The organism is Microlunatus phosphovorus NM-1 (assembly GCF_000270245.1).
GTDB classification, from domain to species: domain Bacteria; phylum Actinomycetota; class Actinomycetes; order Propionibacteriales; family Propionibacteriaceae; genus Microlunatus; species Microlunatus phosphovorus.
Genome location: NC_015635.1, coordinates 135007 through 157333 on the forward strand (window position 1 = coordinate 135007; position 22327 = coordinate 157333).

At 67.1% G+C, this 22327-nt stretch carries 25 protein-coding genes, 2 pseudogenes and 1 riboswitch; of the genes and pseudogenes, 17 read left to right on the top strand and 10 right to left on the bottom strand.

The window, feature by feature from the left end:
- Nucleotides 1–3 precede the first annotated feature (3 nt).
- From MLP_RS00585 to MLP_RS00615, 7 genes are all read left to right on the top strand, one after another.
- Complete coding sequence (locus tag MLP_RS00585; RefSeq protein WP_013861027.1) at nt 4–402, top strand: 6-pyruvoyl trahydropterin synthase family protein; 399 nt, start codon at nt 4–6, stop codon at nt 400–402.
- A gap of 44 nt (nt 403–446) precedes the next feature.
- Entirely contained in the window at nt 447–1538 is a 1092-nt protein-coding gene (locus MLP_RS00590) for a glycosyltransferase family 4 protein (protein WP_197536482.1), read from the top strand.
- A 55-nt stretch (nt 1539–1593) separates the two neighbouring features.
- Nucleotides 1594–2547: a hypothetical protein gene (locus tag MLP_RS00595; RefSeq protein WP_013861029.1), complete on the top strand. Its 954-nt coding sequence runs from the start codon at nt 1594–1596 to the stop codon at nt 2545–2547.
- A complete protein-coding gene (locus MLP_RS00600) occupies nt 2538–3248 on the top strand; it encodes a RibD family protein (protein WP_231851400.1) in 711 nt (236 codons plus the stop codon). The genes MLP_RS00595 and MLP_RS00600 overlap by 10 nt, the downstream gene beginning before the upstream one ends.
- 120 nt (nt 3249–3368) lie before the next feature.
- Nucleotides 3369–3662, top strand: a complete 294-nt coding sequence (locus MLP_RS00605) for a transposase (protein ID WP_013861031.1) — start codon at nt 3369–3371, stop codon at nt 3660–3662.
- A 20-nt stretch (nt 3663–3682) separates the two neighbouring features.
- Complete coding sequence (locus MLP_RS00610; RefSeq protein ID WP_041790759.1) at nt 3683–4552, top strand: IS3 family transposase; 870 nt, start codon at nt 3683–3685, stop codon at nt 4550–4552.
- Between the two features lie 57 nt (nt 4553–4609).
- Entirely contained in the window at nt 4610–5296 is a 687-nt protein-coding gene (locus MLP_RS00615) for a GTP cyclohydrolase II (RefSeq protein ID WP_013861033.1), read from the top strand.
- 35 nt (nt 5297–5331) lie between these two features.
- Here the strand turns inward: MLP_RS00615 and MLP_RS00620 are convergent, their stop codons facing one another.
- From MLP_RS00620 to pta, 3 genes are read right to left on the bottom strand one after another with little or no spacing between them, the layout of a single operon-like run.
- Nucleotides 5332–6654, bottom strand: coding sequence for an MFS transporter (locus MLP_RS00620; protein ID WP_013861034.1), 1323 nt, complete (start codon nt 6652–6654; stop codon nt 5332–5334).
- Nucleotides 6651–7874 carry an acetate/propionate family kinase gene (locus tag MLP_RS00625; RefSeq protein WP_013861035.1) on the bottom strand — a complete coding sequence of 408 codons (1224 nt, stop codon included), beginning with the start codon at nt 7872–7874 and terminating at the stop codon, nt 6651–6653. The genes MLP_RS00620 and MLP_RS00625 overlap by 4 nt, the downstream gene beginning before the upstream one ends.
- Nucleotides 7871–9949 (bottom strand): phosphate acetyltransferase, encoded by a 2079-nt coding sequence (pta, locus tag MLP_RS00630; protein ID WP_041789566.1) that lies wholly within the window; start codon nt 9947–9949, stop codon nt 7871–7873. Before pta ends, MLP_RS00625 begins: the two co-directional genes overlap by 4 nt.
- Before the next feature lie 58 nt (nt 9950–10007).
- Nucleotides 10008–10080, top strand: a riboswitch (Fluoride riboswitch).
- An 18-nt stretch (nt 10081–10098) separates the two neighbouring features.
- On the opposite strand from pta, the gene MLP_RS00635 reads away from it, so the two are divergent.
- The 4 genes from MLP_RS00635 (at nt 10099) to MLP_RS00650 (ending at nt 12053) form a co-directional block, all read left to right on the top strand.
- Nucleotides 10099–10311 (top strand): hypothetical protein, encoded by a 213-nt coding sequence (locus MLP_RS00635; protein WP_013861037.1) that lies wholly within the window; start codon nt 10099–10101, stop codon nt 10309–10311.
- A gap of 344 nt (nt 10312–10655) precedes the next feature.
- Nucleotides 10656–11336 (top strand): hypothetical protein, encoded by a 681-nt coding sequence (locus MLP_RS00640; RefSeq protein ID WP_013861038.1) that lies wholly within the window; start codon nt 10656–10658, stop codon nt 11334–11336.
- Between the two features lie 61 nt (nt 11337–11397).
- Complete coding sequence (locus MLP_RS00645) at nt 11398–11625, top strand: hypothetical protein (RefSeq protein ID WP_013861039.1); 228 nt, start codon at nt 11398–11400, stop codon at nt 11623–11625.
- A gap of 8 nt (nt 11626–11633) precedes the next feature.
- Nucleotides 11634–12053 (top strand): TA system VapC family ribonuclease toxin, encoded by a 420-nt coding sequence (locus tag MLP_RS00650; protein ID WP_013861040.1) that lies wholly within the window; start codon nt 11634–11636, stop codon nt 12051–12053.
- A gap of 63 nt (nt 12054–12116) precedes the next feature.
- Here MLP_RS00650 and MLP_RS28760 read toward each other — a convergent pair whose 3' ends face one another.
- Complete coding sequence (locus MLP_RS28760; RefSeq protein ID WP_083843649.1) at nt 12117–12665, bottom strand: restriction endonuclease; 549 nt, start codon at nt 12663–12665, stop codon at nt 12117–12119.
- Nucleotides 12566–13390 (bottom strand): TetR/AcrR family transcriptional regulator, encoded by an 825-nt coding sequence (locus MLP_RS00660; protein ID WP_013861042.1) that lies wholly within the window; start codon nt 13388–13390, stop codon nt 12566–12568. Before MLP_RS00660 ends, MLP_RS28760 begins: the two co-directional genes overlap by 100 nt.
- A 189-nt stretch (nt 13391–13579) precedes the next feature.
- Between MLP_RS00660 and MLP_RS00665 the strand changes: the two genes are divergently transcribed.
- From MLP_RS00665 to MLP_RS25895, 3 genes are all read left to right on the top strand, one after another.
- On the top strand, nt 13580–13927 hold the full coding sequence (locus MLP_RS00665) for an ATP-binding cassette domain-containing protein (RefSeq protein ID WP_013861043.1): 348 nt from the start codon (nt 13580–13582) through the stop codon (nt 13925–13927).
- The gene (locus tag MLP_RS00670; protein WP_013861044.1) at nt 13924–14760 is read left to right on the top strand and encodes an ABC transporter permease; all 837 of its coding nucleotides are present in this window, start codon (nt 13924–13926) and stop codon (nt 14758–14760) included. The genes MLP_RS00665 and MLP_RS00670 overlap by 4 nt, the downstream gene beginning before the upstream one ends.
- A 191-nt stretch (nt 14761–14951) precedes the next feature.
- On the top strand, nt 14952–15941 hold the full coding sequence (locus MLP_RS25895) for a type IV toxin-antitoxin system AbiEi family antitoxin domain-containing protein (protein WP_013861045.1): 990 nt from the start codon (nt 14952–14954) through the stop codon (nt 15939–15941).
- 110 nt (nt 15942–16051) lie between these two features.
- Here the strand turns inward: MLP_RS25895 and MLP_RS00680 are convergent, their stop codons facing one another.
- Nucleotides 16052–16594 carry an AAA family ATPase gene (locus MLP_RS00680; RefSeq protein WP_013861046.1) on the bottom strand — a complete coding sequence of 181 codons (543 nt, stop codon included), beginning with the start codon at nt 16592–16594 and terminating at the stop codon, nt 16052–16054.
- Nucleotides 16595–16759: 165 nt separating this feature from the next.
- Between MLP_RS00680 and MLP_RS00685 the strand changes: the two genes are divergently transcribed.
- Entirely contained in the window at nt 16760–17077 is a 318-nt protein-coding gene (locus MLP_RS00685) for a PAAR domain-containing protein (RefSeq protein ID WP_013861047.1), read from the top strand.
- 217 nt (nt 17078–17294) lie between these two features.
- Here the strand turns inward: MLP_RS00685 and MLP_RS00690 are convergent, their stop codons facing one another.
- From MLP_RS00690 to MLP_RS00705, 4 genes are all read right to left on the bottom strand, one after another.
- Complete coding sequence (locus MLP_RS00690) at nt 17295–17975, bottom strand: hypothetical protein (RefSeq protein ID WP_013861048.1); 681 nt, start codon at nt 17973–17975, stop codon at nt 17295–17297.
- Nucleotides 17976–18065: 90 nt separating this feature from the next.
- Nucleotides 18066–20105, bottom strand: coding sequence for a hypothetical protein (locus tag MLP_RS00695; RefSeq protein ID WP_156820979.1), 2040 nt, complete (start codon nt 20103–20105; stop codon nt 18066–18068).
- Between the two features lie 171 nt (nt 20106–20276).
- Nucleotides 20277–20894: a response regulator gene (locus MLP_RS00700; protein ID WP_013861050.1), complete on the bottom strand. Its 618-nt coding sequence runs from the start codon at nt 20892–20894 to the stop codon at nt 20277–20279.
- Nucleotides 20891–21166, bottom strand: a complete 276-nt coding sequence (locus MLP_RS00705) for a sensor histidine kinase (RefSeq protein ID WP_013861051.1) — start codon at nt 21164–21166, stop codon at nt 20891–20893. Before MLP_RS00705 ends, MLP_RS00700 begins: the two co-directional genes overlap by 4 nt.
- A gap of 215 nt (nt 21167–21381) precedes the next feature.
- On the opposite strand from MLP_RS00705, the pseudogene MLP_RS28765 reads away from it, so the two are divergent.
- A pseudogene (locus MLP_RS28765) lies at nt 21382–21657 on the top strand (ATPase, T2SS/T4P/T4SS family); the annotation flags it as partial.
- Nucleotides 21658–21702: 45 nt separating this feature from the next.
- Nucleotides 21703–22287: pseudogene (locus MLP_RS27775) on the top strand (IS256 family transposase); the annotation flags it as partial.
- Between the last annotated feature and the right edge of the window lie 40 nt (nt 22288–22327).

Below are 22327 nucleotides of genomic sequence, written 5' to 3' on the forward strand. Positions count from 1 at the left end.
GTCGTGTTCACAGTGACCGTTCGTGATCATCTGATGGTGGCGCACAGCCTGCGCGGCGAGGCGTTCGGCCCGGCTCAACGGCTGCACGGGGCGACTTATGTGATCGATGCGACCTTCCATGCCGCCGATCTCGACGACAACGGCATCGTGCTCGACATCGGGTTGGCAAGCGCTGAGCTGCATCGGATCGCGGAGGGTCTGAGCTATCGCAACCTGGACGACGAGCCGGCGTTCGCCGGCCAGAACACCACCACCGAGGTGCTGGCCCAGGCGATCGCGGACCGGCTCGCCGACCGGCTGCACGCCGGCGCCCTCGGGCGGCCGGCGTCCGAGATTGCTCGGATCGGCGTCACCTTGCACGAGTCGCCGGTCGCTTCGGCGGGCTACGAGCGAGAACCGTGACCGTACTGAGTGGTCGTGCTCAGCGATCCCGGCAGGCACGGCCCGTGACCAGGCCGGTGCGCGGGGTCACATCCGCTGCCGCGGTGGACGTGGTCGTGCCGGGCGCCATCGATGATCAGGCTCGCCCGAGCGGCGGCAACATCTATGATCGGCGACTCTGCCAGGGACTGACCGATGTCGGTTGGGTGGTCCGAGAGCATCGCCTCGCCGGCTCGTGGCCGGTGCCGAACGACACCGATCGAGGGCTGTTGGCGGCGGTCGTAGCGCGCGTGCCGCGGGGTGGGCTGCTGCTCGTCGACGGGTTGATCGCGTCGGCGGCGCCGGATGAGTTGCGTCGGTGCTCGGTTCTGGGGATTCGGCTGATCGTGTTGGTCCATCTGCCGCTCGGTGTCGCGGCACCGCCGGAGAGCGCGGTCGCCACCCGGGAGCGTGCCGTGCTGGCCGGCGCTGACGTGCTGATAGCCACCAGCCGTTGGACCGGTCGCTGGCTTGTCGATCACTACCGGCTGCCCAGCGAGCGCGTACATGTCGCCGAGCCGGGCGTCGCGTCCGCCGGGCTCACCTGGCCGACGGCGGCAGGCGGCCGGCTGCTCTGCGTGGGTGCGCTCGCCCCGCACAAGGGGCAGGACCTGCTGGTGTCGGCGCTGGCCCGGCTCGGCGAGTTCGACTGGCGCTGCGGGCTGGTTGGACCCGAGGCCGAACCGGCGTACGGGCGGTCGGTGCGTGACCTGATCACTTCCTCGGGACTGACCGAACGCGTGGAACTGACTGGCCCGCTGGCACCCGCCGAACTGATGGCACGCTACGCCGAGACCGATCTGGTCGTGGTGCCATCGCGGATCGAGACGTACGGGATGGTGGTCTGCGAGGCGCATGCCCGTGGGATCCCGGTGATCGCCACCCTCGCTGGTGGGCTGCCGGACACGCTCGGTCTGGCCGGCGACGGCAGCGGGCCCGGGCTGCTCATACCGGTCGGCGATCCGGAATCGCTCGCAGACGCCCTGCGGCGGTGGCTGACCGACGAGACGCTGCGTAGCCGGTTGCGAGACGCCGCCGCCGCGCGCCGCCAGATGCTGCCGGCCTGGTCCTCGACCGTCGAGCACATCGACGTGATCCTGAGCGGACTGGTTCCCTGATGCGGGACTCCGGTGCCGCGGATGTGGCCACGATTCCCAGCGGACGGGGCGCCTGATGATGGCGGCCGAGGTCGAGCACGGGAGAGCAAGCGCCGACTGGCTGGCGCTGCGCGAGCCGGCGGATGCCCTCGCTCGTTCCACCCGACTGCTCGATGACCTGCCGCCGCTGCTCCGCCCGAAGTTGCTCGGGTCTGTCGGTGTTGCTCGATCTACAGATCGAGCAACACCGACGAACCCGAGCAACAATCGGAGCCGCCTGATCGTGCACGACCTCGGCAGCGGGACGGGCTCCCAGCGGCGTTGGCTGGCTCCACGGCTGCCCTGGCCGCAGCACTGGGTGGAGCACGATCGCGATGCAGCCCTCCAGACTGAGCCGCTCGCCCCGTCTGTGCCCGCCCGTAGATCTGAGGGGCGCAGCCGGGACAGTGACGATGCTGTGGAGGTCACCCGGTGCACCTGCGATCTGGCCGAGCTGAGCGCTGATCATCTGAAGCACGCGGACCTGATCACCGCCTCGGCGCTGCTCGACGTGCTCACCGCCACGACCATCGACCGGCTGGCCGAGGTGGCCGCCGCTCTCCGAGTGCCGACGCTGCTGACGCTGTCGGTCGTCGGCCGAGTCAGGCTCGGCCCGTCCGACCCGCTCGACCAAGCGGTGCTGGCCGCGTTCAACGAACACCAACGACGCGGCACGGCGGCGGGTCGGTTGCTGGGGCCGGACGCGGTGGCGTACGCGACGCACGTTCTCCGTCGTCGTGGAGCCACCGTCCGATCCGCGTCCAGTCCATGGTCGCTGGGTTCCTCGACCGGGCCGCAGGGCACCCATGACGACCGGGGGAGAGCGCTGCTGGCGGCCTGGTTCACCGGCTGGCTGGATGCGGCGCTCGAGCAGCAGCCGGATTTGGCGACCCGGGCAGCCGACTACCGGCGACGTCGGCGGGCCGAGATCGACGGCCGGCGTCTGGCAGTCACAGTCGAGCACACCGATCTGCTGGCGTGGTGGCCGTGAGCGCCCGGCCGGCCGAGCGGCCGTACACGCTGCTCAGCTGCTGCATCAGCCTCGACGGCTACCTGGACGGCGCCTCCGGGCCGCGCTGGGTGCTGTCCGGTGCCGCCGATCTGGATCGGGTCGACGCCCTGCGAGCCGGCTGCGACGCGATCCTCGTGGGCGCCGGCACCATCCGCCGTGACGATCCCCGGCTGCTCGTGCGCGACCAGGAACGGATCGGCGAACGGTTGGCCCGAGGCCTGAGCGCCTCACCGATCAAAGTGACGCTGTCCAGCAGTGGCGAACTGCCTCCCGAGGCCGCGTTCTTCCGCGCCGGTGACGGACTCAAGCTGGTGTATTGCCCGACCGCGACGGCGGATCGGCTCCGCACTCAGTGCGACGGCCGAGCCACCCTGGTCGAGGTTGGCGAACGGGTCGACGTACGCCGACTGAGCGAGGATCTGTACGCCCGTGGGGTGCGCCGGCTGATGGTCGAGGGCGGCGGCTCGGTCCTCACGCAGTTTCTCGTCGGGGACCTGGCCGACGAACTGCAGTTGGCGGTCGCACCGGTGTTCGTCGGCGATCATCGGGCCCCCAGATTCGTCGGTGAGGGAGACTTTCCGTGGGGACCTGATCGGCGGGCCCGGTTGGTCGAGGCACGTCCGGTCGGCGACGTCGTGCTGCATCGCTATGCGCTCTCCGGCCGGTACGGTCTGCCCTGACTCAGCCGATCCGACCCAACCGACCGAAGCTCAGCAGACCAACCCAGCCGAGATGGACTTCCCCCCGTTTGACGGACACCTGACCTGAGGTGGCCACTGGTCACCAGGGAGGATGTCGTTGTGCCTGCTCCTCACCCGCCTGAGTTCCGCCGTCGTGCGGTCGAGCTTGCTCGTGAGCGGTCCAAGCCAGTTGCTGAGTTGGCGAAAGATCTGGGAATTTCCGAATCGTGTCTGCGTCGCTGGATGGAGCAGTCCGAGACCGACGCTGCCGGTGGTAGCGAGACGGCGTTGACCAGTCGGGAGAAGAAGGAGCTGGTCGAGCTGCGCCGGGATAAACGGCGCCTGGAGATGGAAGTCGAGATCTTGAAAAGGGCGGCCGCCTATTTTGCCCAGGAGAATGTTCTCCCAAAATAGTGTACGGGCTGGTCCATGAAATGGCCGATGACGGGATTGATGTCGCGGTGGCTTGCCGGGTGCTGAATGTGTCGCGGTCGGGATACTACGACTGGCGCGGCCGGCCTGCATCGGCACGGGAACAGGAGAACACGCTGCTGTTGAAGCTGATCGAGGAGATCCATGCCGATGAGGACATGAAGACGTACGGGGCGCCGCGGGTGCACGCCGAGCTGGTCTTGGGGCACGACCTGCAGGTGAACCAGAAGCGGGTCGCCCGGCTGATGCGCCAGGCCGGCATCCAGGGCCTGTACCGGCGGCGTCGGTCGTGGACCACGATCCGGGACCCGCACGCCATCCCCGCCAAGGACCTCGTCAACCGCCGGTTCACGGTGGACGGTCCGAACCGGTTGTGGCTGACCGACATCACCGAGCACCCGACGGTGGAGGGCAAGGTGTACTGCGCCGCGGTCATGGACGCCTGGTCCCGCCGGGTCCTGGGCTGGTCCATCGACGACAACATGCGGAAGGAGCTCGTGGTCGACGCGCTCGGGATGGCGGTGCTGCGGCGCAACCCGATGGACGTCGACAATAACACGATCATGCATTCCGATCACGGGTCGCAATTCACATCGTGGGCATTCAGTCAGAAAGTCTATGATGCCGGGCTGGTGCCGTCGATGGGCAGTGTGGGCGACTGCTACGACAATGCGATGATGGAGTCCTTCTGGGAGAGAATGCAACTCGAGCTGCTCGATTCGCAGGTATGGTTCACCCGGGACGAGCTTGCCAACGCGATGTTTCGATGGATAGAATCATGGTATAATCGGAGACGTCGGCATTCGAGTATTGGAATGCTGTCGCCGATAGAGTTTGAAACCCGTTCCACAGGGTCAGACCGTCCGGGCTGACCCTCAACCCCGAGTGTCCGTGGAACAGGGGGAACCTCAAGACCCTCAGGAGGCCCGATGCACCCGGCGGTTCCAGTCGCCACCATCCGCAGTCAGGTGCCACTGCCGCTGCAATTCGGGGACGGTTTTCGCACGTCGGCACGCGCCATCACCTTCGACGGACTGGTCGACGGTCGCGAGCATCTGGCCATCGGGTTGGGAAATCGCGCCACCGTGCCGGCCGACGCCACGCAATTGGACGTGCCGCTGGTCCGGCCGCACAGCGAGTGCCTGACCGGCGACGTCCTCGGCAGCCAGCGCTGCGACTGCGGCCCTCAGCTCCGAGAAGCGGTCGAGCGAATCGGCGAGACCGGCGGCTATCTGCTCTATCTGCGTCAGGAGGGGCGTGACATCGGCCTGTACGCCAAGCTCGATGCCTATCTGCTGCAGGACCAGGGACTCGACACGTACGCCGCGAATGAGGCGCTCGGCTTCGGTGCGGACGAGCGGCAATATGTGGTCGCGGCGCAGATGTTGTTGGCACTCGGCTGCCCGCGGATCGCGTTGCTGTCCAACAACCCGGACAAGGCCGGTCAGCTCGCCAGACTGGGGATCGAGATCACCGAGGAGCTCCGGACCGGCGTGCATCTCTCGCCCGACAACGCCGACTATCTGGTCGCCAAGGCGGAGCTGGGTGGCCATCAGATTGCGCTCGATCACCGGATCCTCAAGCTCGGCGGTGGCGCGGGCGCATCCGGCGGCTGACCGCACGGCTCCGACAGGCACTGCCGGAGCATGGCTCAGTCAGCGGACCGGGCAGGTTCGCGGGCGGCTGGTGCGCAGAGACCCGCGATGATCGCCAAGACGGCGACGACCCAGAAGGCGTTCAGCAGGCCGATCTGCTCGCCCAGGAAACCGATCAGCGGCGGGCCGATCAGGAAGGCGAAATAGCCGATCGTCGCCACGGCGGCGACGCTGGCCGTCGCGGTCTTCGGGTCGTCGGCGGCGGCGGACATGCCGACCGGGAAACCGAGCGACGCGCCCAAGCCCCAGAGCACCACACCGACGATGGCCACGCCCACGTTCGGGCCCAGGATCACCAGCAGCAGTCCGACGACGGCGAACACCGCAGTCCCCCGCAGCACCGGGACCCGGCCGAAGCGATCCAGCACCTTGCCGCCGAACAGCCGACCGAGTGTCATCGCGGTCACGAAGATGCCGAAGACTGCCGCGCCACCGGCGTTCGAGATCCCGTAGCCGTCCACCATGGACAGGCTCAACCAGTCATTGGCCGAGCCTTCCGCAAACGCCATGCCCAGCACGATGAACCCGATGACGATGATGCGCGGGTCTCGCCAGACCGCCAGTCGAGTTCGCCAGCCTTCCGGGGACGGGGTGTCCGACAGCGGGTCGGCCATCGGATCGACCGCTGCGCCCGGCTGGTCACCGCTCGGCAGGTCACCGGCGCCCGGCGGGTCACCGGCGACCTGGTTCCCCACCGCGTCTTCGGCGGGGTGCTCCGCCGGCTGCAGGAACCGTACGGCGATCCGGCTCGTCACCAGGGAGGCGATCCCGACGCCGATCAGGTGAATGCCGACCGGCACACCGAAGTGCTCCAACAGCGCTCCGAAGCCGGCGCCCGACATGGTGCCGATGCTGAACGCCGCGTGATACATCGGCATCAAGGTCTTGCCGATCTGGCGCTCGTTGGCGGCGGCGCTGAGGTTCATCGCCACGTCACAGATCGAGTAGCCGATCCCGAAGGCCAGCAGTGCTGCGAACAAGATCGCCAGCGAGGGTGTGAAACTGGCGAGCAGGCCGATCAGCACCAAACCTGCCGAGGAGGTCGACAAGCACAGCAGCAGGGTCGGGGTGGCGCCGAGCCTCGCGATCACATGGCTGGACGCGAACAGTCCGAGCACCGCGCCCGTTGCCAGCCCGAAGAGCAGCAGGCCCATCTGGCTGGTGGAGGCGTCGAGGATGTCACGCACGGCCGGGACCCGGGCTGCCCAGCTGGCGAACATGAACCCGCACAGCCAGAAGATCACGAAGACGGCGTTGCGCCAGCGCAGCAGGACGGGATCGACAGCGGTCCGGCCGCTGCCGTTGACGGATGAGGTCACGGGCGGAGCCTCTCGACGAGCTCCTCTGCCTGACGAGCGATCGCCAGTTCTTCGTTGGTCGGCACGACCATGATCTTCACCGGTGAATGATCAGTGGAGATGACCCGCGCATGCTTGGTCGAGGAGGCATTGCGGCCCTCGTCGAGGTGCAGTCCGAAGTGCTCCAGCCCGCTGGTCGCCGCGGCGCGCAGCATTGGGTTGTTCTCACCCACACCTGCGGTGAAGGCGACCGCATCGAGTCGGCCGAGCGTGAACGCGTACGAGCCGAGATAGAGCCGGAGCCGGTGGACATAGACCTCGAAGGCGCGCTTGGCCGCGGTGTCTCCGCGCCGGATGCGCTGGTCGATGGCGCGGAAGTCGTTGTCACCGCACAGGCCCTTCAGCCCGGACTGCTTGTTCAGCAGGGTGTCGATCTCGGCGATCGACAGGTCGGCGACGTTGTGCAGGTACATGTAGATGCTGGCGTCGATGTCGCCACACCGGGTGCCCATCACCAGTCCCTGCAGTGGGGTCAGTCCCATCGACGTCTCGATCGCCCGGCCGCCTCGGACCGCCGAGACGGAGGCGCCGTTGCCGAGGTGGAAGACGATCACGTTGAGATCGGCGACCGGTACGCCGAGCTCGGTGGCGACCTGGCGGGACACGTACTCGTGCGACGTTCCGTGGAAGCCGTACTTCTTGATCTTGTGCTGCGCGGCCAGTTCGGTCGGGATCGCGTACGTGCTCGCTGCCTCCGGCAGACCTGAGAAGAAGGCGGTGTCGAAGACGGCGACGTGGGGTACGTGAAAGCGTTCTCGAGCCGCCCGGATGCCCGCCACCGCCGCCGGGTTGTGCAGCGGCGCGAGAGGACACAGGGCTTCGATCTCGGCCAGCACCGCGTCGTCGATGACTACCGGCTCGGAGAAGCTGGAGCCGCCGTGGACGACCCGATGCCCGACGGCGGTGATGGTGATCTCGTCGAGATTCGGCCCGTATGCGGCGAACTGATCCTGCAGGGCCGCCAACGCGACTCCGTGGTCGTCGATCCGGGTCTCCTCGACGTATTTGTGATCGCCGGTGGTGTGGTTGATCCGTCCGGAGGCCTCGCCGATCTGCTCGATCAGTCCGGACGCCAGCACCTCCCCGGTGTCGGGCACCAGCAACTGGTACTTCAGCGACGAGGAGCCGGAGTTGATCACCAGCACCGTCGGGAGGCCGGTGACCGTGCTCGCTGGACTCATGACCGACCTCCATCGGACTCGATGCTCGCGGCCTGTACCGCGGTGATCGCCACCGTGTTCACGATGTCCTCCACCAGTGCCCCGCGGGACAGGTCGTTGACCGGCCGACGCAGACCCTGCAGCACCGGGCCGACGGCGATCGCATGGGCGCTGCGCTGGACGGCCTTGTAGGTGTTGTTGCCGGTGTTGAGGTCCGGGAAGATGAACACCGTCGCCCGGCCGGCCACCTCGGAGTCCGGCAGCTTGGTTCTGGCGACTTCGGGATCGACCGCCGCGTCGTACTGGATCGGCCCCTCCAACGGCAGCTCGGGACACCGCTCGGCGACCAGCGTGGTGGCGGCCCGGACCTTCTCCACGTCAGCGCCGGAACCGGAGGCGCCGGTGGAGTAGGACAGCATCGCCACCCGCGGCTCGACCCCGAACTGGATCGCGGTCTCCGCCGATGACACGGCGATGTCGGCCAGCTGCTCGGCCGTCGGGTCGGGGATGACCGCGCAGTCGCCGTACACCAGCACCCGGTCGGTCAGGCACATCAAGAACACGCTCGACACGGTGTCGACCCCGGCCTTGGTCTTGACGAACTCCAGGGCCGGTCGGATGGTGTGCGCGGTGGTGTTGACCGCGCCGGAGACCATGCCGTCGGCCAGGCCGAGATGCACCATCATGGTGCCGAAGTAGGAGACGTCGGTGACCACCTCGCGGGCTCGCTCCACGGTCATGCCCCGATGGGCCCGGGCATTGGCGTACTCGGTGGCAAACCGCTCCACCAGATCGGCATCGTGCGGGGAGACGATCGTCGCGTCGGAGATGTCGAAGCCCAACAGCGCGGCGCGGTGCCGGACGCTGGTCTCCTCGCCCAGCAGGGTGAGCCGGGCGACCCCGCGACGCAGCAGGATGGAGGCGGCTTCGAGGATCCGGTCGTCAGTGCTCTCCGGCAGCACGATGTGCTTGTTCGCGGCGCGAGCTCGTTCCATCAACTGGTACTCGAACATCAGCGGGGTCCGGACCTCGGATGCGGACACGTCGATGGCCTTCAGCAGCGCATCGGCGTCGATGTTCTCCGAGAAGAGCCGCCGGGCCGTCTCCAGCTTGCGGGTCGAGGTCTTCGTGATCGGCCCGCGTACGCCGGAGAGCGCGGTCGCGGTGGTGTAGGTGCCCAGCTCGGTGGACAGGATCGGCAGGTTGTGCGGGATGCCGTCGAGCAGCCGCTTGATCTGGTCGTCGATCGGGTAGCCGCCGGTGAGGATCAGACCGGCGAGGGTCGGAAAGGTGCCTGACTGATGTGCCATCAGCAAACCCGGCAGCAGCTCGCCCCGGTCACCGGGGGCGATCACCGTGTCATCGGGGCCCAGCCGGTTGAGCACGTTCGGCAGACTCATCGCAGCCACGATCAGACCGCCCGATTCCCGATCAAGCCAGGCATCGCTGCCCAGCACCAGTTCGGCGTTCACGGCGGCAGCCTGAGCGCGTACGGTCGGGGCGGACAGCAGGGCCGACTCGGGCAGTGCCGCGGTGACCAGGTCGCAATGCTCGGCCAAGGCAGTCCTGGTCGCCTCGAGCGCCTCCGGGGTGGTCCGGTTGGCGATCACGGCGACGGGATGGGCATGGTGCTGCCTCAGCTCGGCGAGCGCGACATCCACGGTCGCCAAGACCTCGTCCGGCGTCCGATCGCGGCCGTGCACGACCAGCACGACGGGGGCACCGAGATTGGCCGCGATCCGGGCATTGATGGTGAGCTCGGTGCCGGTGGAGATGTCGGTGTAGTCCGAGCCGAGCACCAGCACGACATCGAAGCGCTCGGCTAGCCGGCCGAACTTCTCGACCACGGTGTGCATGGCCTCGTCGGGGTCGGTGCGGGCCGTCTCGTACGTCACGCCGATGGCGTCGGCATAGCTCTGGGTGATGCCCGGCTGATGGACCAGCAGGTCGGCGAGCATGTCGAGCCCGTCGTGCACCAGGGGCCGGAAGAAGCCGACGGATCCGACCTCGCGCGTCAGGGTGTCGAGGAGCCCGATCGCGATGGCGGATTTGCCGGTGAGGCCCTCAGGGGAGGCGATGTAGACGCTCCGAGTCATGGTGGTGACCTTATAAGTCGGGGAGCCCGAGCCATGCGGCACTGGCGTCGGTCGTTAGGGTAGCCGTGGCGATGGTGTCCGCCTGAGGATCGTCCTCGAACCGCCGGCCGGCTGATGACCCCTGCGACGAAGCGTCGAGGGAGCCTGCCATGAACCCAGCCGACCTCACCCGGCTCGCCACCCTTGTCCATGCCGACGATCTGCTGCTGCTCGCCTTCGTGCTGTCCGGCGCCGGGATCGGCTTCGCCGAGAAGGCCCAGTCGAGTGCGGTCGCCTACGCGTTGCGGAGAGCCTGCGCGGCAACGGGTTCGGTGTGCTCGGGCTGGTCCAGGCCGCCGGGGATCTGGGTTCGACCGTGGTAGCCGGGCTGCTCTGGTCGATCGTCTCGGCGACCGTTGCCTTCGGGTACGCCGCGCGTCTGGATGGTCGCCTGCGTCCTGGCTTGCATCTCCCTCTGGCACTCGCGGAGCGCAGTGCCTTTCCACATGCGGGGTCGGGGTCCAGGCTGATGGGCACCGACGCTCGGGTCGGTTCTGACGCCTCTCGTGGGACCTCCTATCATCAGGATGCGCGGGAGGTGGAGATCGTTGTCCGAGAACTTGCTGGTCGGTCCCATCATTGCCTCTGAGATGGTGCTACTCGCCGGCCGTCTACTGCACCAGCTCGATGAACGAGCTCAACCAGCCTTCCGTCGGGTCGATCCGGGATGACCGTCCATTGGTACGGCAGGCCGAACGGCGACAAGCTGGTTCTCAGCGCAGCGCCCAGACCCGCTTCCTGGAACAGGTCCAGCGACCCGGAGCAGGTCGCGCTGCGGGAGTACCTGACCGAGACGGTCGCTCAAGCGGTGCCCTTGATCCCACCGACCGGCCCGTGGGCGATGTGCCTCGAGGTCGGCCTTCCCCCGAACCGTGCACTCACCACCGCCGCCGACCTGGACAACTACGCCCTGCCGCTGGCGTCGGCGCTGCCATACGAGCGGCTGGTCTCCGTCTGGTGCAGCAAGAGGCACGCTGAGTCATCGCATCTCGTCATCGGGCCAGCCCAGCTAACGGACCCTCCGTCGCACCAGATCCAGATTCTGACCACAGCATCGACAGACACGGTGAACTACAAGCAGCAGGTGCGTGATGCGTTGTCTGGTACGCCCGAGCTCGTCGAGGGGCCCGTGCGTCTGCAGATCGCATTCGGGGTCGGCCCAACTCGGAACTGGCGGAACCTGTGGAAACCGACCATCGATGCCCTGGATCCTCTGTTGGGACGAACCTACCCCGAACGCGACTGGCATCCTCGCGACGACAAGATCGTCGATCTCGGACTCCACGTGAAGGTCGATTCACGCCTGAGATTCGAGGTCGAGCTGTCGATCGCGGCGGCCTTGACCTGACCGGGAAGCTCATCTCGGCCAGAGCTGCGAGGCTGTGATGTGGTGATGCTATGATGTGCATATGCGCACGACCCTCGATCTCGATCCGGTGGTGCTCAGTGCAGCCAGAGCGAAAGCTGCCGCCGAGCGGATCTCGCTCGGGAAGGCTGTCTCCGAGCTCGCGCTTTCCGGGCTACGAGCCCCGAGTTCGCAGTTCACCACGGCGTCGGGATTTCCGGTGTTGTCAGGCGTTCCTGGGCGTCCGGTGACAGACGAACTCGTAGCCGCACACCGTGATGACGAGGGCTGAGCGCAGCCATGCTGCTTGACGTCAATGTGCTGCTCGCCTTGAGCTGGGATCAACATGTGCACCATGAGATCGCACATCAGCGGTTCGCCGAGCTTGACACCTGGAACACCTGTCCGACCACTGAGGCGGGGCTGGTCAGGCTGCTGCTGACCGAGCAAGTCGTCGGTCGAAAGGTCATCGGCAGTGAGGCACTCGGGCAACTGGCTGCAATGCGTGGCGTTTCGGGGTGGGGCTTCCTTCCGGACTCGGGATCGCTTGCCGAACCCGTCATCGATACTCGTGTGCTGATGGGCCGTCGCCAGGTGACAGACCTCCAGCTCGTCAATCTGGCAGCGTCAAACAACACCAAACTGGCGACGTTCGACGCCGGTCTCAGGGACTCACTCATTTCCGAGGATCAGCGCTGGGTCACAGTCTGGACCAGTTGAACCGCAGCCGATCGGCTATCTGGAGTGGAATGGCGAGCAGATCCTTCCGTCCCATGCAAGCACTCAGGATCTCAATCTGACGGATTTCGCGGCGTCCGTGCCCTCACGGTCAAGAACCTCGATCACAAGCGAAGGGTCAGGCACAGCCACATCGACCGACGGCTTTGGGCTGGATGCGCTGACGGGGTACTTGTCAGTCAGGTAGGAAGCCAGGGCCTGCGAGTCGGTCAGGCCCATCCGGCGGAGGAGGTAGACAATGTCGCGACCGGACAGGAACACCACGGGATGCTCGTCCTCCCGAACCTCTTCATAGGCCTGTCGGTGGATGAAGGCGGTCGTGACGAACACGCCGAACTGCCGATGCCTGATCCGTGAGATCAACCGCATGACCTGCTTCACGCCGACTCCGTTTCCGTCCGGGTCGTAGCACTTGGCCTCGAGAAACCGCCTGTGCTCGCGGCCCGCGGTGGTCGTTGGCTTCGCGGCGGTCAGCTCGAGCCGAAGTAGCCGACTCAGCGCGGCTTGAGTCTCGATTCCAGGCCGCCGAGAAGCCGGCTGAGCTGCCGATCGAATGCGTGGGCCTCCTCGTCGTCGAACCCACCGGCCGCCCAGATGGCGGCCATCGCCGGATAGCGGTCGTAGTCGAAGTAGGTCTCCCAGAAGCTCATCCGGGAGTTCCAGTAGGCCTCGGCCGAGGTGCCGGTGCGCCGGGTCACATCGGCTTCGACGATCTCGGAGCGGGCCGCGCCGAGCAGTTGCCAGGTGATCAGGTTGGTCGCCGAGACGACATCTGCACCCTCGAAACCAGCTCGCAGCAGCGCCGCGTAGAAGGCCTCGTCGGCATCCAGCACGTGGGGACCCACTGGCATCCGGGCCATGTTGAAGTCGAGCAGCCAGGGATGCCGTTCATACATCCGCCAGCGTTCTTTCACTTGCTGCTCCACACTGGCTCGCCAGGGCAACTCGATCGCAGGCAGGTCCAACTCGCCGTGCACCCGGTCGACCATCAGCTCGATCAGCTCGTCGCGCCCCGGGACATAGGTATAGAGCGACATCGCCCCCACCCCCAACCGAGTCGCGACCTTGCGCATGGACAGGGCATCCAACCCCTCGGCGTCGGCCACCGCGATTCCGGCTTCGACCACGTCGTCGAGCGTGATCTTCGGCTTCGGCCCCCGAGCCGGCGGGCTGACCGGCGGGTCCCAAAGCAGCCGGATGATCCGCCGCGCCGCCTCGGAGTCTGTCGCCTGGTCGCCTTCATCGATCCTGCCGGCGTGTGCGGCCTGCGCGGACCGGTCAGTCCGCTCCGGCTGCCGACCGGGATCGCGACCACTCATGGGGTGCAGCCTCTCGGGTCTGGGGAACTTCTGGTCCGATACCCACACCTCACGTGGGTTCTGCGCCGAAAGTTCGCTGTCAGTGGATCTCCGTACAGTGTATGGTGAACATATTCAGTACGGCGTACGGAAATCTTCGGCTTTGCGGCGGAAGGGATCCCTCCGCCCCAGGAAAGGAGCCGTCAGGTCGTGGTCATCGACCATGGCGAGATCATCGCCGACGACACCGCCATCGCCCTGAAGAACCGGCTCGCCGGTGATCGGATCACCGTGGTGGTGGACGCTTCGGACACGGAGCGGGCCCGAGCACTGCTCGGGTTGCGAGGTTCCCAGATCTCCGACGGACCGGAGCCACTCGGGATCGCGGTGAGCGGCCGATTCGATCAGGGCCGACAGACGTTGCCGCTGTTGCTGCGGGAACTCGATGCCGACGGGATTGCGGTGCAGGCCGCAGACGTGAGGGTCCCAACCCTGGACGACGTCTTCCTTTCCCTGACCGGACGCAGTCTGCGCGAGGACGTGGAGGTGGCGGCGTGAGCGGGATCTCGGTGTCGGGCATGGACGCCGGCTCGGGCCCCAGTGGGGCGGTGCTGGCTGATCGGCGCGGTTCGCTGCTGAGCGACATCGGCGCGGTGTTCATGCGAGAGATGTGGCTGGTGCTGCGAGATCCGTTCTCGCTGATCTTCTCCTTGGTCCAGCCGCTGGTGTTCCTCGGCCTGTTCGGGCCGCTGCTCGGTGGCTCGGTCACCGAGGAAGCGTTGGGCGGCCAGTCGCCGTTGCAGTGGTTCCTGCCGGGCGTGATCGTGATGATCTGCCTCTTCGGCACCGGCGCGGCGGGCTCGAACCTGCTGTTCGAGATCTCACTGGGATCCTACGAGCGGGTGCTCGCCACGCCGTTGCGGCGCTCGGCGATCCTGGTCGGCCGTGCCCTGAAGGAGCTTGCCCCACTGGTGGTGCAGGCGGCCCTGATCGTGGTCGTGTCGATCCCGTTCGGGTTCAAGCTCTATCCGTTGCACGTGGTGGCCGGGCTGCTGCTGCTCGGTGTGTTCGGGATCGGAATGGGCGCGTTCTCCTACGCGCTCGCCATCGCTGCCCGGAAGCGGGAGTGGATGTTCTGGGCCGTGCAGCAGTCGCTGCTCTTCCCGTTGCTGATCCTGTCCGGGATGATGCTTCCCCTGGAGAACGGGCCGCGGTGGATGCAGGTGATCGGTGCGTTCAACCCGCTCACCTACATCGTCAACGCCGAGCGGACCCTGTTCAGCGGCTCCTTCACAGATCCGGCGATCGGCTGGGCCGTCCTCGCCGCGGTGCTGACCTGCGCGGCAGGACTGTGGGTCGGGGTGCAACAGGTGCGCCGCAGCACGAGCTGACTTGTCCGAATTGGCTGAGTGGTCTTGCCGGGAGTACCCGGCAGGATCGCACAGCCTCTGTCGGGTTGTGTCGGTCTGGGTCCGGTCGATCCAGCCGACGGTTATCCACAGATCAAGTCCAACCTCGAGCGTCATCCACAGATTTGCGGCGAGGCCGTATCAAGTGCCCCTGACATCAGCAGTGTCTGTACATGAGAAGACGTGTCGATCCGACGCCCGAGTTGCTCCGGCTGGCAAGTGCACAAGGCGGCGTCCTCGCGCTGAGTCAGGCGGCCGATCTCGGCCTCGGACGGCACTCGGTGGCCCGGCTTTTGGACCAAGGACACTGGTCGCGGATCTGCGCGGGCGTCGTGTGGACCCATCCCTTACGAACCGGGGATGAGTTGCCGTGGTTGGCCAAGGCGTGGTCCGGGCTGATCGTCGGCGGAAGCGGTTCCCGTCTGGGTCCGCATTCGTCGGGGTTTCTCTACGGCTTGATAGCCGAGCCGGAGCTACCCGACATCTTCGTCGGAAGCCCGACCGCTTCGGTCCAGGCCGGCGGACCATGGGTGCTCCGCCGTGAGCAACCTGGTGCGCGCTCAGCCAGAGCCGTCGGAGAACCGCCGCGGCTCACGGTGGACGCCGCCGTGATCGATCTGTGTAACGAGGCGTGCGCCGGCGACGTGGTCGGCTTGCTGACCAAAGCCGTGCAGCGTCAGCTCACGTCTTCCGATCGGCTGCTCGACGAGCTTGGCACGAGGGCTCGGCATCGGCATCGCCGCTTGGTCCGCGACATCCTCAGCGATGTTGACGAAGGGTCTGAATCGCCGCTGGAACTCAGTTATCTGCGCGAGGTCGAGCGGCCGCATGGCCTGCCTAGCGGCCGCCGACAGGCCTCCAGGCTGGGCTTGTCCCATCTCTCCGACGTCGGCTATGACCTCTGGAGTCTCCTGGTGGAGCTGGATGGCCGAGGCGGACATATCGAGGAGGGCCGCCTCCGGGATCGTCGGCGCGATAATGCCTTTGCGTTGCGCGACTTCCTCACACTGCGCTTCGGCTGGCATGACGTGACCGACAACCCGTGCGTCATCGCCTGGCAGGTGGCGATGGTGCTCACCGCTCGGGGCTGGACGGGCAGCTTTCGGCGCTGCCCACGATGTCGAGCCTTGGCTGATTCTGACTTCGTTGCGATGTGTTCCTGATAGCGGGTGGAGGTCCCAGTGTTCAGGCTCCTCACTGCAAGGTGTGCGATCTTGCCGGGAAGTCCCGGCAAGATCGCTCAGCTTCGGAGCGCAATTGGGGTCGCTGATGGTCAAGCAACGGCGGAAGGGTTTCGACAGAACTCCGCGATGGCGGACAGACCCGGCCGCCAGCCGTCCGAGGTGTCGACGTCGAGCGTCGGTGCCTCGAGGTGGATGGGGTCGAAGGCCGCCGCTGCGGTCAGATGTTGGGCGTCGGCATGCGCAGCCCTCGTCCCTTGGGTCGCCAGACGCTGCTCTTGCCTGGCTCGCGCCACCTCGTCGATCACGGTGCAGCGCACGACCTTGAGGTCAGCCAGGTCACCGACAGAGCCGAGACCCTGGAGCCAGAGTCGGTGCTGGAAGGCTGCTTCGGCGACGAGGGTGACCTCGGCTCGCAGCAGCAGCGCGATCGTCTCGAAGAACAACCCGTAGGTGCGCATCGTGAGTTCGTCGCTGACCGACGGCACAAATCCGGGGTTGGAGAAGACCATGCCTTCCTTGATCTCGTCCCGACTCACGACCGGACACCCGATCGCGGTCGCCAGCTCGTGCGCCAGCGTGGTCTTGCCTGAGCCCGCCGGGCCTGTCACCAAGATCAGTGTCGGTCGTCCCATGTGGCGACCTTAAGGCAGGTGCGCAGGGTAGCCCGCTGAGCGGGATCGTGGGGCTCTTCGGGCCGGTGGCTCTGCCCTCATGGGCACGATGACCAGCCGATCCTGGCGGACGACAGTCCGCGGTGGAACTATGGAAGCAACCGCAACTGATGAAGGGGTGGATTGATGCCGACCGGGCCAGCGCTGCGTGCCGGGGACATGGTTGTCTGCCCGCTGATGGATGGCCCCAAGCCACACGTCGGCGGTCCGATCAGCCCAGCAGCCGCTATCCCGACGGTGTTGATCGGGGGGATGCCGGCGGCCGTCGCAAACGGGGTACCCGGCGGAATCGTCTGCGTCTCCCCGGCCCCCAACGGGATCGTGATGGGCAGCATGACCGTCCAGATCGGCGGTTTTCCAGCTGCTCGGCTGGGCGATCAGACCATGCACGGCACGCCCATCGCCCCGGGACCCGGCTGCCCCACGGTCATCATCGGCGGCTGAGCGCCCTGCCCCGGCCCCGGCCGGGCCAAGAAACGTGTGCAGGCCACGCGCGTTCCACGATCGTTTGGCGCCGAGGGGTCAATGACGTCCGGGGTTGGCGCCTAGCCCGGGCACGTCTGACGCCGCCGGGTCAACAACGGACGTGGAACGCGCTCACCCTGACGACCTGACCGGCCAAGGACAATCGCGAGTCGATGCGACTACGGGAGCCACGGAGTCAGTCCGGCAGCGGTACGGCGGTGGTCCGCACTCGGAAGTGCTCGTCCGAGGGCTGCTCCGGCAGGGCGTCGTGCAGCCGACCGGTGACCTCCACCGCGACACTGATTCCCTGACCTCGCTCGATCGCCGGACCGGCCAGGGCAATCGCGCCGTACGCCCCGGGCGTGATCTCGGCCGGCCGACCGACCCCGCCCAGCCCTTGCGGCTCGGGGGACACGAACCCGGTCTCCAGCCGCTGCATGGGGTGCCAGCCGACCTCGGTCCCGTCTGCCTGTTCCAGATGCACCAGCACCGAGTCCGGATCCAGCTGGAAGTCGGCCGGACCCGTACCGCCTCCGACCGCGAGCAGCGCTACCTCTCCGTCCGGCAGCGAGCTGGCGTAGAAGGTGGCCGTCGCCACCGGTGAGTCACGAGCGGCAGCGGCGATCCGTTCTGCGGCGTAGAGCACCGGGTCGAGCTCGGGGTGCCGCAGGTCGACCGTACGCTGCTGACCCATCAACCCAGCCAGCACCGCCAGGTCCGCGTCGTCGACGCCCGCGCGCCAGGTGCCGATCACCGGGCTCCGGTCGCGCGCGGTCCGCACGATCAGGTACGCCGAGCCGTCGTCATAGACCACCAGCTCCTCGTCGATCGAGGTCGGCGGCGGCGACTGCCAGCGGACCCGGCCGGTCTCAGCCATCCATTCCACCTCTCACTGGTTCGACTCCCGTCGGGGCAACTCTCCTGGATCGACTCTCCTGGATCGACTTCACCAGGTCAGACACCCCGACTACTTCACCTCTGCGGTGAACGATTTCTCCCACATGTTCGCCAGCTTGTCGTTGAACTGGGCGACCAGCGGATTGAACTGGTCAGCCCGGATCTCGGTGGTCTTCGATGATCCCATCAGACTCTGCACGCTGTAGGTGACGTTCTGGTCGGGCGCGGCCTTGCCGCTGCCGAGCGGAGTATGACCGCCGCCGGCCGCGGCGGCCTTGTCCGCATCGAGCTGAGCCTTCATGTGCGTGACCAGCGCGGCCATCTGCGGATTGGGCGGCCCGAGCGCGGCGACCCCGCTGGCCGGGGTGCTCATCACTTTGTTGACCTCGGTCTGGATCGTCGACTCCAGATCGGTGACGCTGGCGGTCAGCGCGGGCTGGATCACCGTGTTGAGCAACTCGGCGGACAGCTGCCGGCAGGTCTCCTGCGCCATGTTGGACACCACCGAATACGCCCGCAGGTACAACGTGGGTGCCCGGGTCATCTTCGCCGGGGCGACCACCCCGGGCGGCAGCGGCGCGGCGGCAGCAGCGGTCGCACTCTTGACCAGCTGGGCCATCTTGGTGGCGAACGCCGCGGAGGTCACCCCCGTCTCCACCGCCGAACCGGCGGCGGCCCAAGTCGTCGGCAGCGCGGTGAGCTGGCCGGTCAATCCGGCGGACGGGAAGATCACCGGCAGCCCGAGGAACGTCCCGGGGCCGCCGGCCGAGCCGATTGTGGCCGAGGCGGCACCCGCGGCGTTCGCCTGCTGGGCACCGCCGGCAGCGGTCATCGCCGGCACCGAGCCGTGCACGTTGATCGAGGTCTTGCCGACACCGGCCACGTCCACTGCGGCACCTTGCGCCTTGCTGAGTGCTGCGCCATACATCGAGGTGATGGAGGCAGCGAGCTTCGTGGCATCGAACCCGGCATCCACTCCTGCCCCGGCGGCCGTCAGGTTGCTGAAGTTCGCCGTCGTCTCGAACGCCACTGCCTGGGGCACCGTGCCGGCGAGCTTCGCATCCGACAGGGCGGCCAGATTCTTCTCCAGCTCGCTGCGTACGGCAGGGTCGACCACCCCGGCCCGCGCAGCCGCCGCCATCTTCGTCTTCACCACGGCGCGATTGGCCCGGAACGCATCGGTGATCGCCGGCAGTGTGGTGGCGAGCTGGGTCAGGAGCGGCTGCCGCAGCGAGGAGAGCACCATCCGTTCGACGGTCTTCTTGTCCAGGGCCTTCATCGCACTCGGCGCGCTCTTCGGTGCCGCCTGGTGCAGCAGGGCATTGAGCATTTCGTTGCTCTGGCTGTATTCGTCGTCGATCCCGAGCAGATGGCCGTATTCGTGGGCGGCGATCACGCTGTCATCGGCGGAGTAGTTGCCCTTGTTCAGGTAGTAGTTGCCGGCATCGATCGGGTTGCCGGTCGCAGGATTGGCCTGAGTCGAGGTCGGGTGCACGATGATCCGTTGGTCGTACTTCTCGGCCAGCCCGAACACCGCCACGGAGTTGAACGTCACCGGCAGCCGCTTCTTGGTGTTGCTGCTGAAGACGTTCACCTCTTCGCCCACCAGAGTGAGCTTGCCGTTCCACGGCTTGACCTGCTCGGTCACGATGTTCTGACACCACGCGCGGCGATTGTCCGGGTCGGTGGCCGGGATCTCGGTCGGGCTGCCGATCAACGCACCCAGTCTGGGCGTCCCCGGTGGTGCTCCGGGGGCATTGGGGTCGACGCCGTTCCGGGCCTGGTTGAGGAACTGGATGCGGATGGTGACGGTGACGCCCCGGTCGCCGTTGCGGGTCATGTCGTAGGAGACCGCGCCGCCGTACTGGGCCGCCTTGGCCTTGCCTCCGGTCCCGGGTTGGTTGTAGAGGGTCTCGTTCGGCGGCCTTTCCTTCACCGCCACCCGTTGTAGAGTCTCCTGCGCGATCTGGTCGATGATGCCGGCCACCGCTCGGTTGCCCGCCAACCGCTGCAACTCGAGCGGTCGGCTTTCAGCGATCGGATGCTGCCCGACCATGGTTGCGCGAGGGTCTGCCGTGGACGTGTCCCGGTGTTCCGGTCCGGCGGTCACCGGCGCACGGTGACGATCGCCCTGCTTGCCCGACGGCCCCTGCCCAGCTGGGCGTTCCCGCATGGTCCAAGCGAACCCCGCAGGCGCTCCCGGGTCGACGGCGTCAGCGGTGCTTTGCCCGACCGGCCAGGACAATCTGCACTTTCGGGCAATTTTGGACCTGCGGACCGCTCAGCCGTAGCTCTCCCTGGCGATCCGGGCGGCCTCGACCCGATCGGTGGCGCCGAGCTTGGCCAGGATCGCCGACACGTTGTTACTGACGGTCTTACCGGAGATCGCGAGGCGCTCGGCGATCTGTGGGTTGCTGAGGCCGCGAACCACGAGGTCGAGGATGTCACGCTCACGCCGGGTCAGGCCGAATGGGTCGGTTGTCAGGGCTACTTTGGCCAGGCCGGAGCTGGGTGCCACACTGGCGCTGAGCACCACGGCGCCCTGCTCGGCCGCGCGGACGGCGGCGATGAGTTGGCTGGGCGGGGCGTCCTTCACGACATAGCCGGCCGCCCCCGCGGCGATGGCCTCGCGTACCGAACCCTGATCGTCGTACATAGTGACCACGACGATCCTGGTCTTTGGGACGAGGGCGGTGAGTCGCTCGGCGACGCTCACCCCGGAGGCATCCGGCAGGCCCAGGTCGAGGAGCAACACATCGGGCTGCAGCTCCCGGACGATCGCAATCGCCTCGGCAGCTCCCGCGGCCTGCCCGACGACCTCAAATCCCTGGGATTCGAAGAGCGCGACCAGCCCGTAGCGAAAAACCGGGTGGTCATCGACCACCACGATGCGGGTCATTGCACCCCTCCTAGTGGGAGCCAACAATGGACAAAGGTGCCGCCGCAGGCCTCACGTGCGACGGTGATCTGGCCGCCGAGTTCCGCGGCTTGTTCGCGCATCGAGGTCAGGCCTATCCCGGCAACGGCTTCCGCGGCGATGCCGATCCCGTCGTCGGTCACCGACAGGTCCAGTCGGTCATCCTGTGCTGCGAGGATCACCCGACACGTGGTCGCAGCGGCGTGCCGGCGTACGTTCGTCACGGCCTCGGAGATGATTCGGAAGGCAGCCACCTCGACGGCTGCAGCCCCTGTTCGAGATCCCGACCGCGGAAAACATCACCATCCACGGCCACAAGGTCGTCAAGGTCCACTACGCCGACGGCAGGACCGAGATCTGGCCGCCGGTCGCCGACACCGACGAGGAGCTCCTGGAGCAGCTTCGCCAGATGGGCAGCAACGCCACCCCCGCCCGGACCATCGACGGTCACCAGTACGAGATGACGTTAATGCTCGACGAGCGGTTCCGGCTCCACGCCTACAGCGACGAGGTGAGCGGCCAACCGCGCATATCGATCCGCCAACACCGGCTGACCAACATCACCCTCGGCGACCTCGTCCACGGCGGTCTGATGCCCGAGGAGCTTGCGCGGTTCCTCGACGCCGCCGTCCGGGCCAACGTCAGCATCTGCGTCGCCGGCGTGCAGGCCGTCGGCAAGACCACACTGCTCCGAGCACTGGTCGACGCCATCCCAATGTCAGAGGAGTTCGGCACGCTGGAAACCGACCTCGAGCTGTTCTCCCACAAGCTGCCTGGCCGGGAAAGCTGCGCGTACCTGACCGAGCTGAAGAACCGCGGCGTCGCCGACGTCTGCATCGCCGTGTGTGACGGACTCAAGGGCCTCCCGGAGGCGATCACCACGGTGTGGGAGCTGACGGTGGTGCAGCAGTGCATCATCCACCTCCTCCGCAATACGTTCCGGTTCGCGTCGCGGAAGTACTGGGACCAGATCGCCCACGACCTGCGGCCGGTCTACACCGCCGCCTCCGAGGCCGAGGCGTGGGCCCGGTTCGAGGAGTTCGAGGAGAAGTGGGGCACCCCGTACCCGGCGATCAGCCGGCTGTGGCGCACCGCCTGGTCGGAGTTCATACCGTTCCTGGACTACGACGTGGAGATCAGAAAGGTCATCTGCAGCACGAACGCGATCGAGAGCCTGAACGCCCGCTACCGACGGGCGGTCCGGGCCCGCGGTCACTTCCCCAACGACCAGGCCGCGATGAAGTGTCTCTACCTGGTCACCAGATCGCTGGACCCGACCGGACAAGGCAGGGCACGATAGGCGAGAAGGTGGAAACCGGCTTTGAACGCGTTCGCCATCACCTTCGAAGGCCGGATCAACCCGGCCGGGAACTGATCATGGCACCAGATCAGATCCACCGTTTATCTGACACACT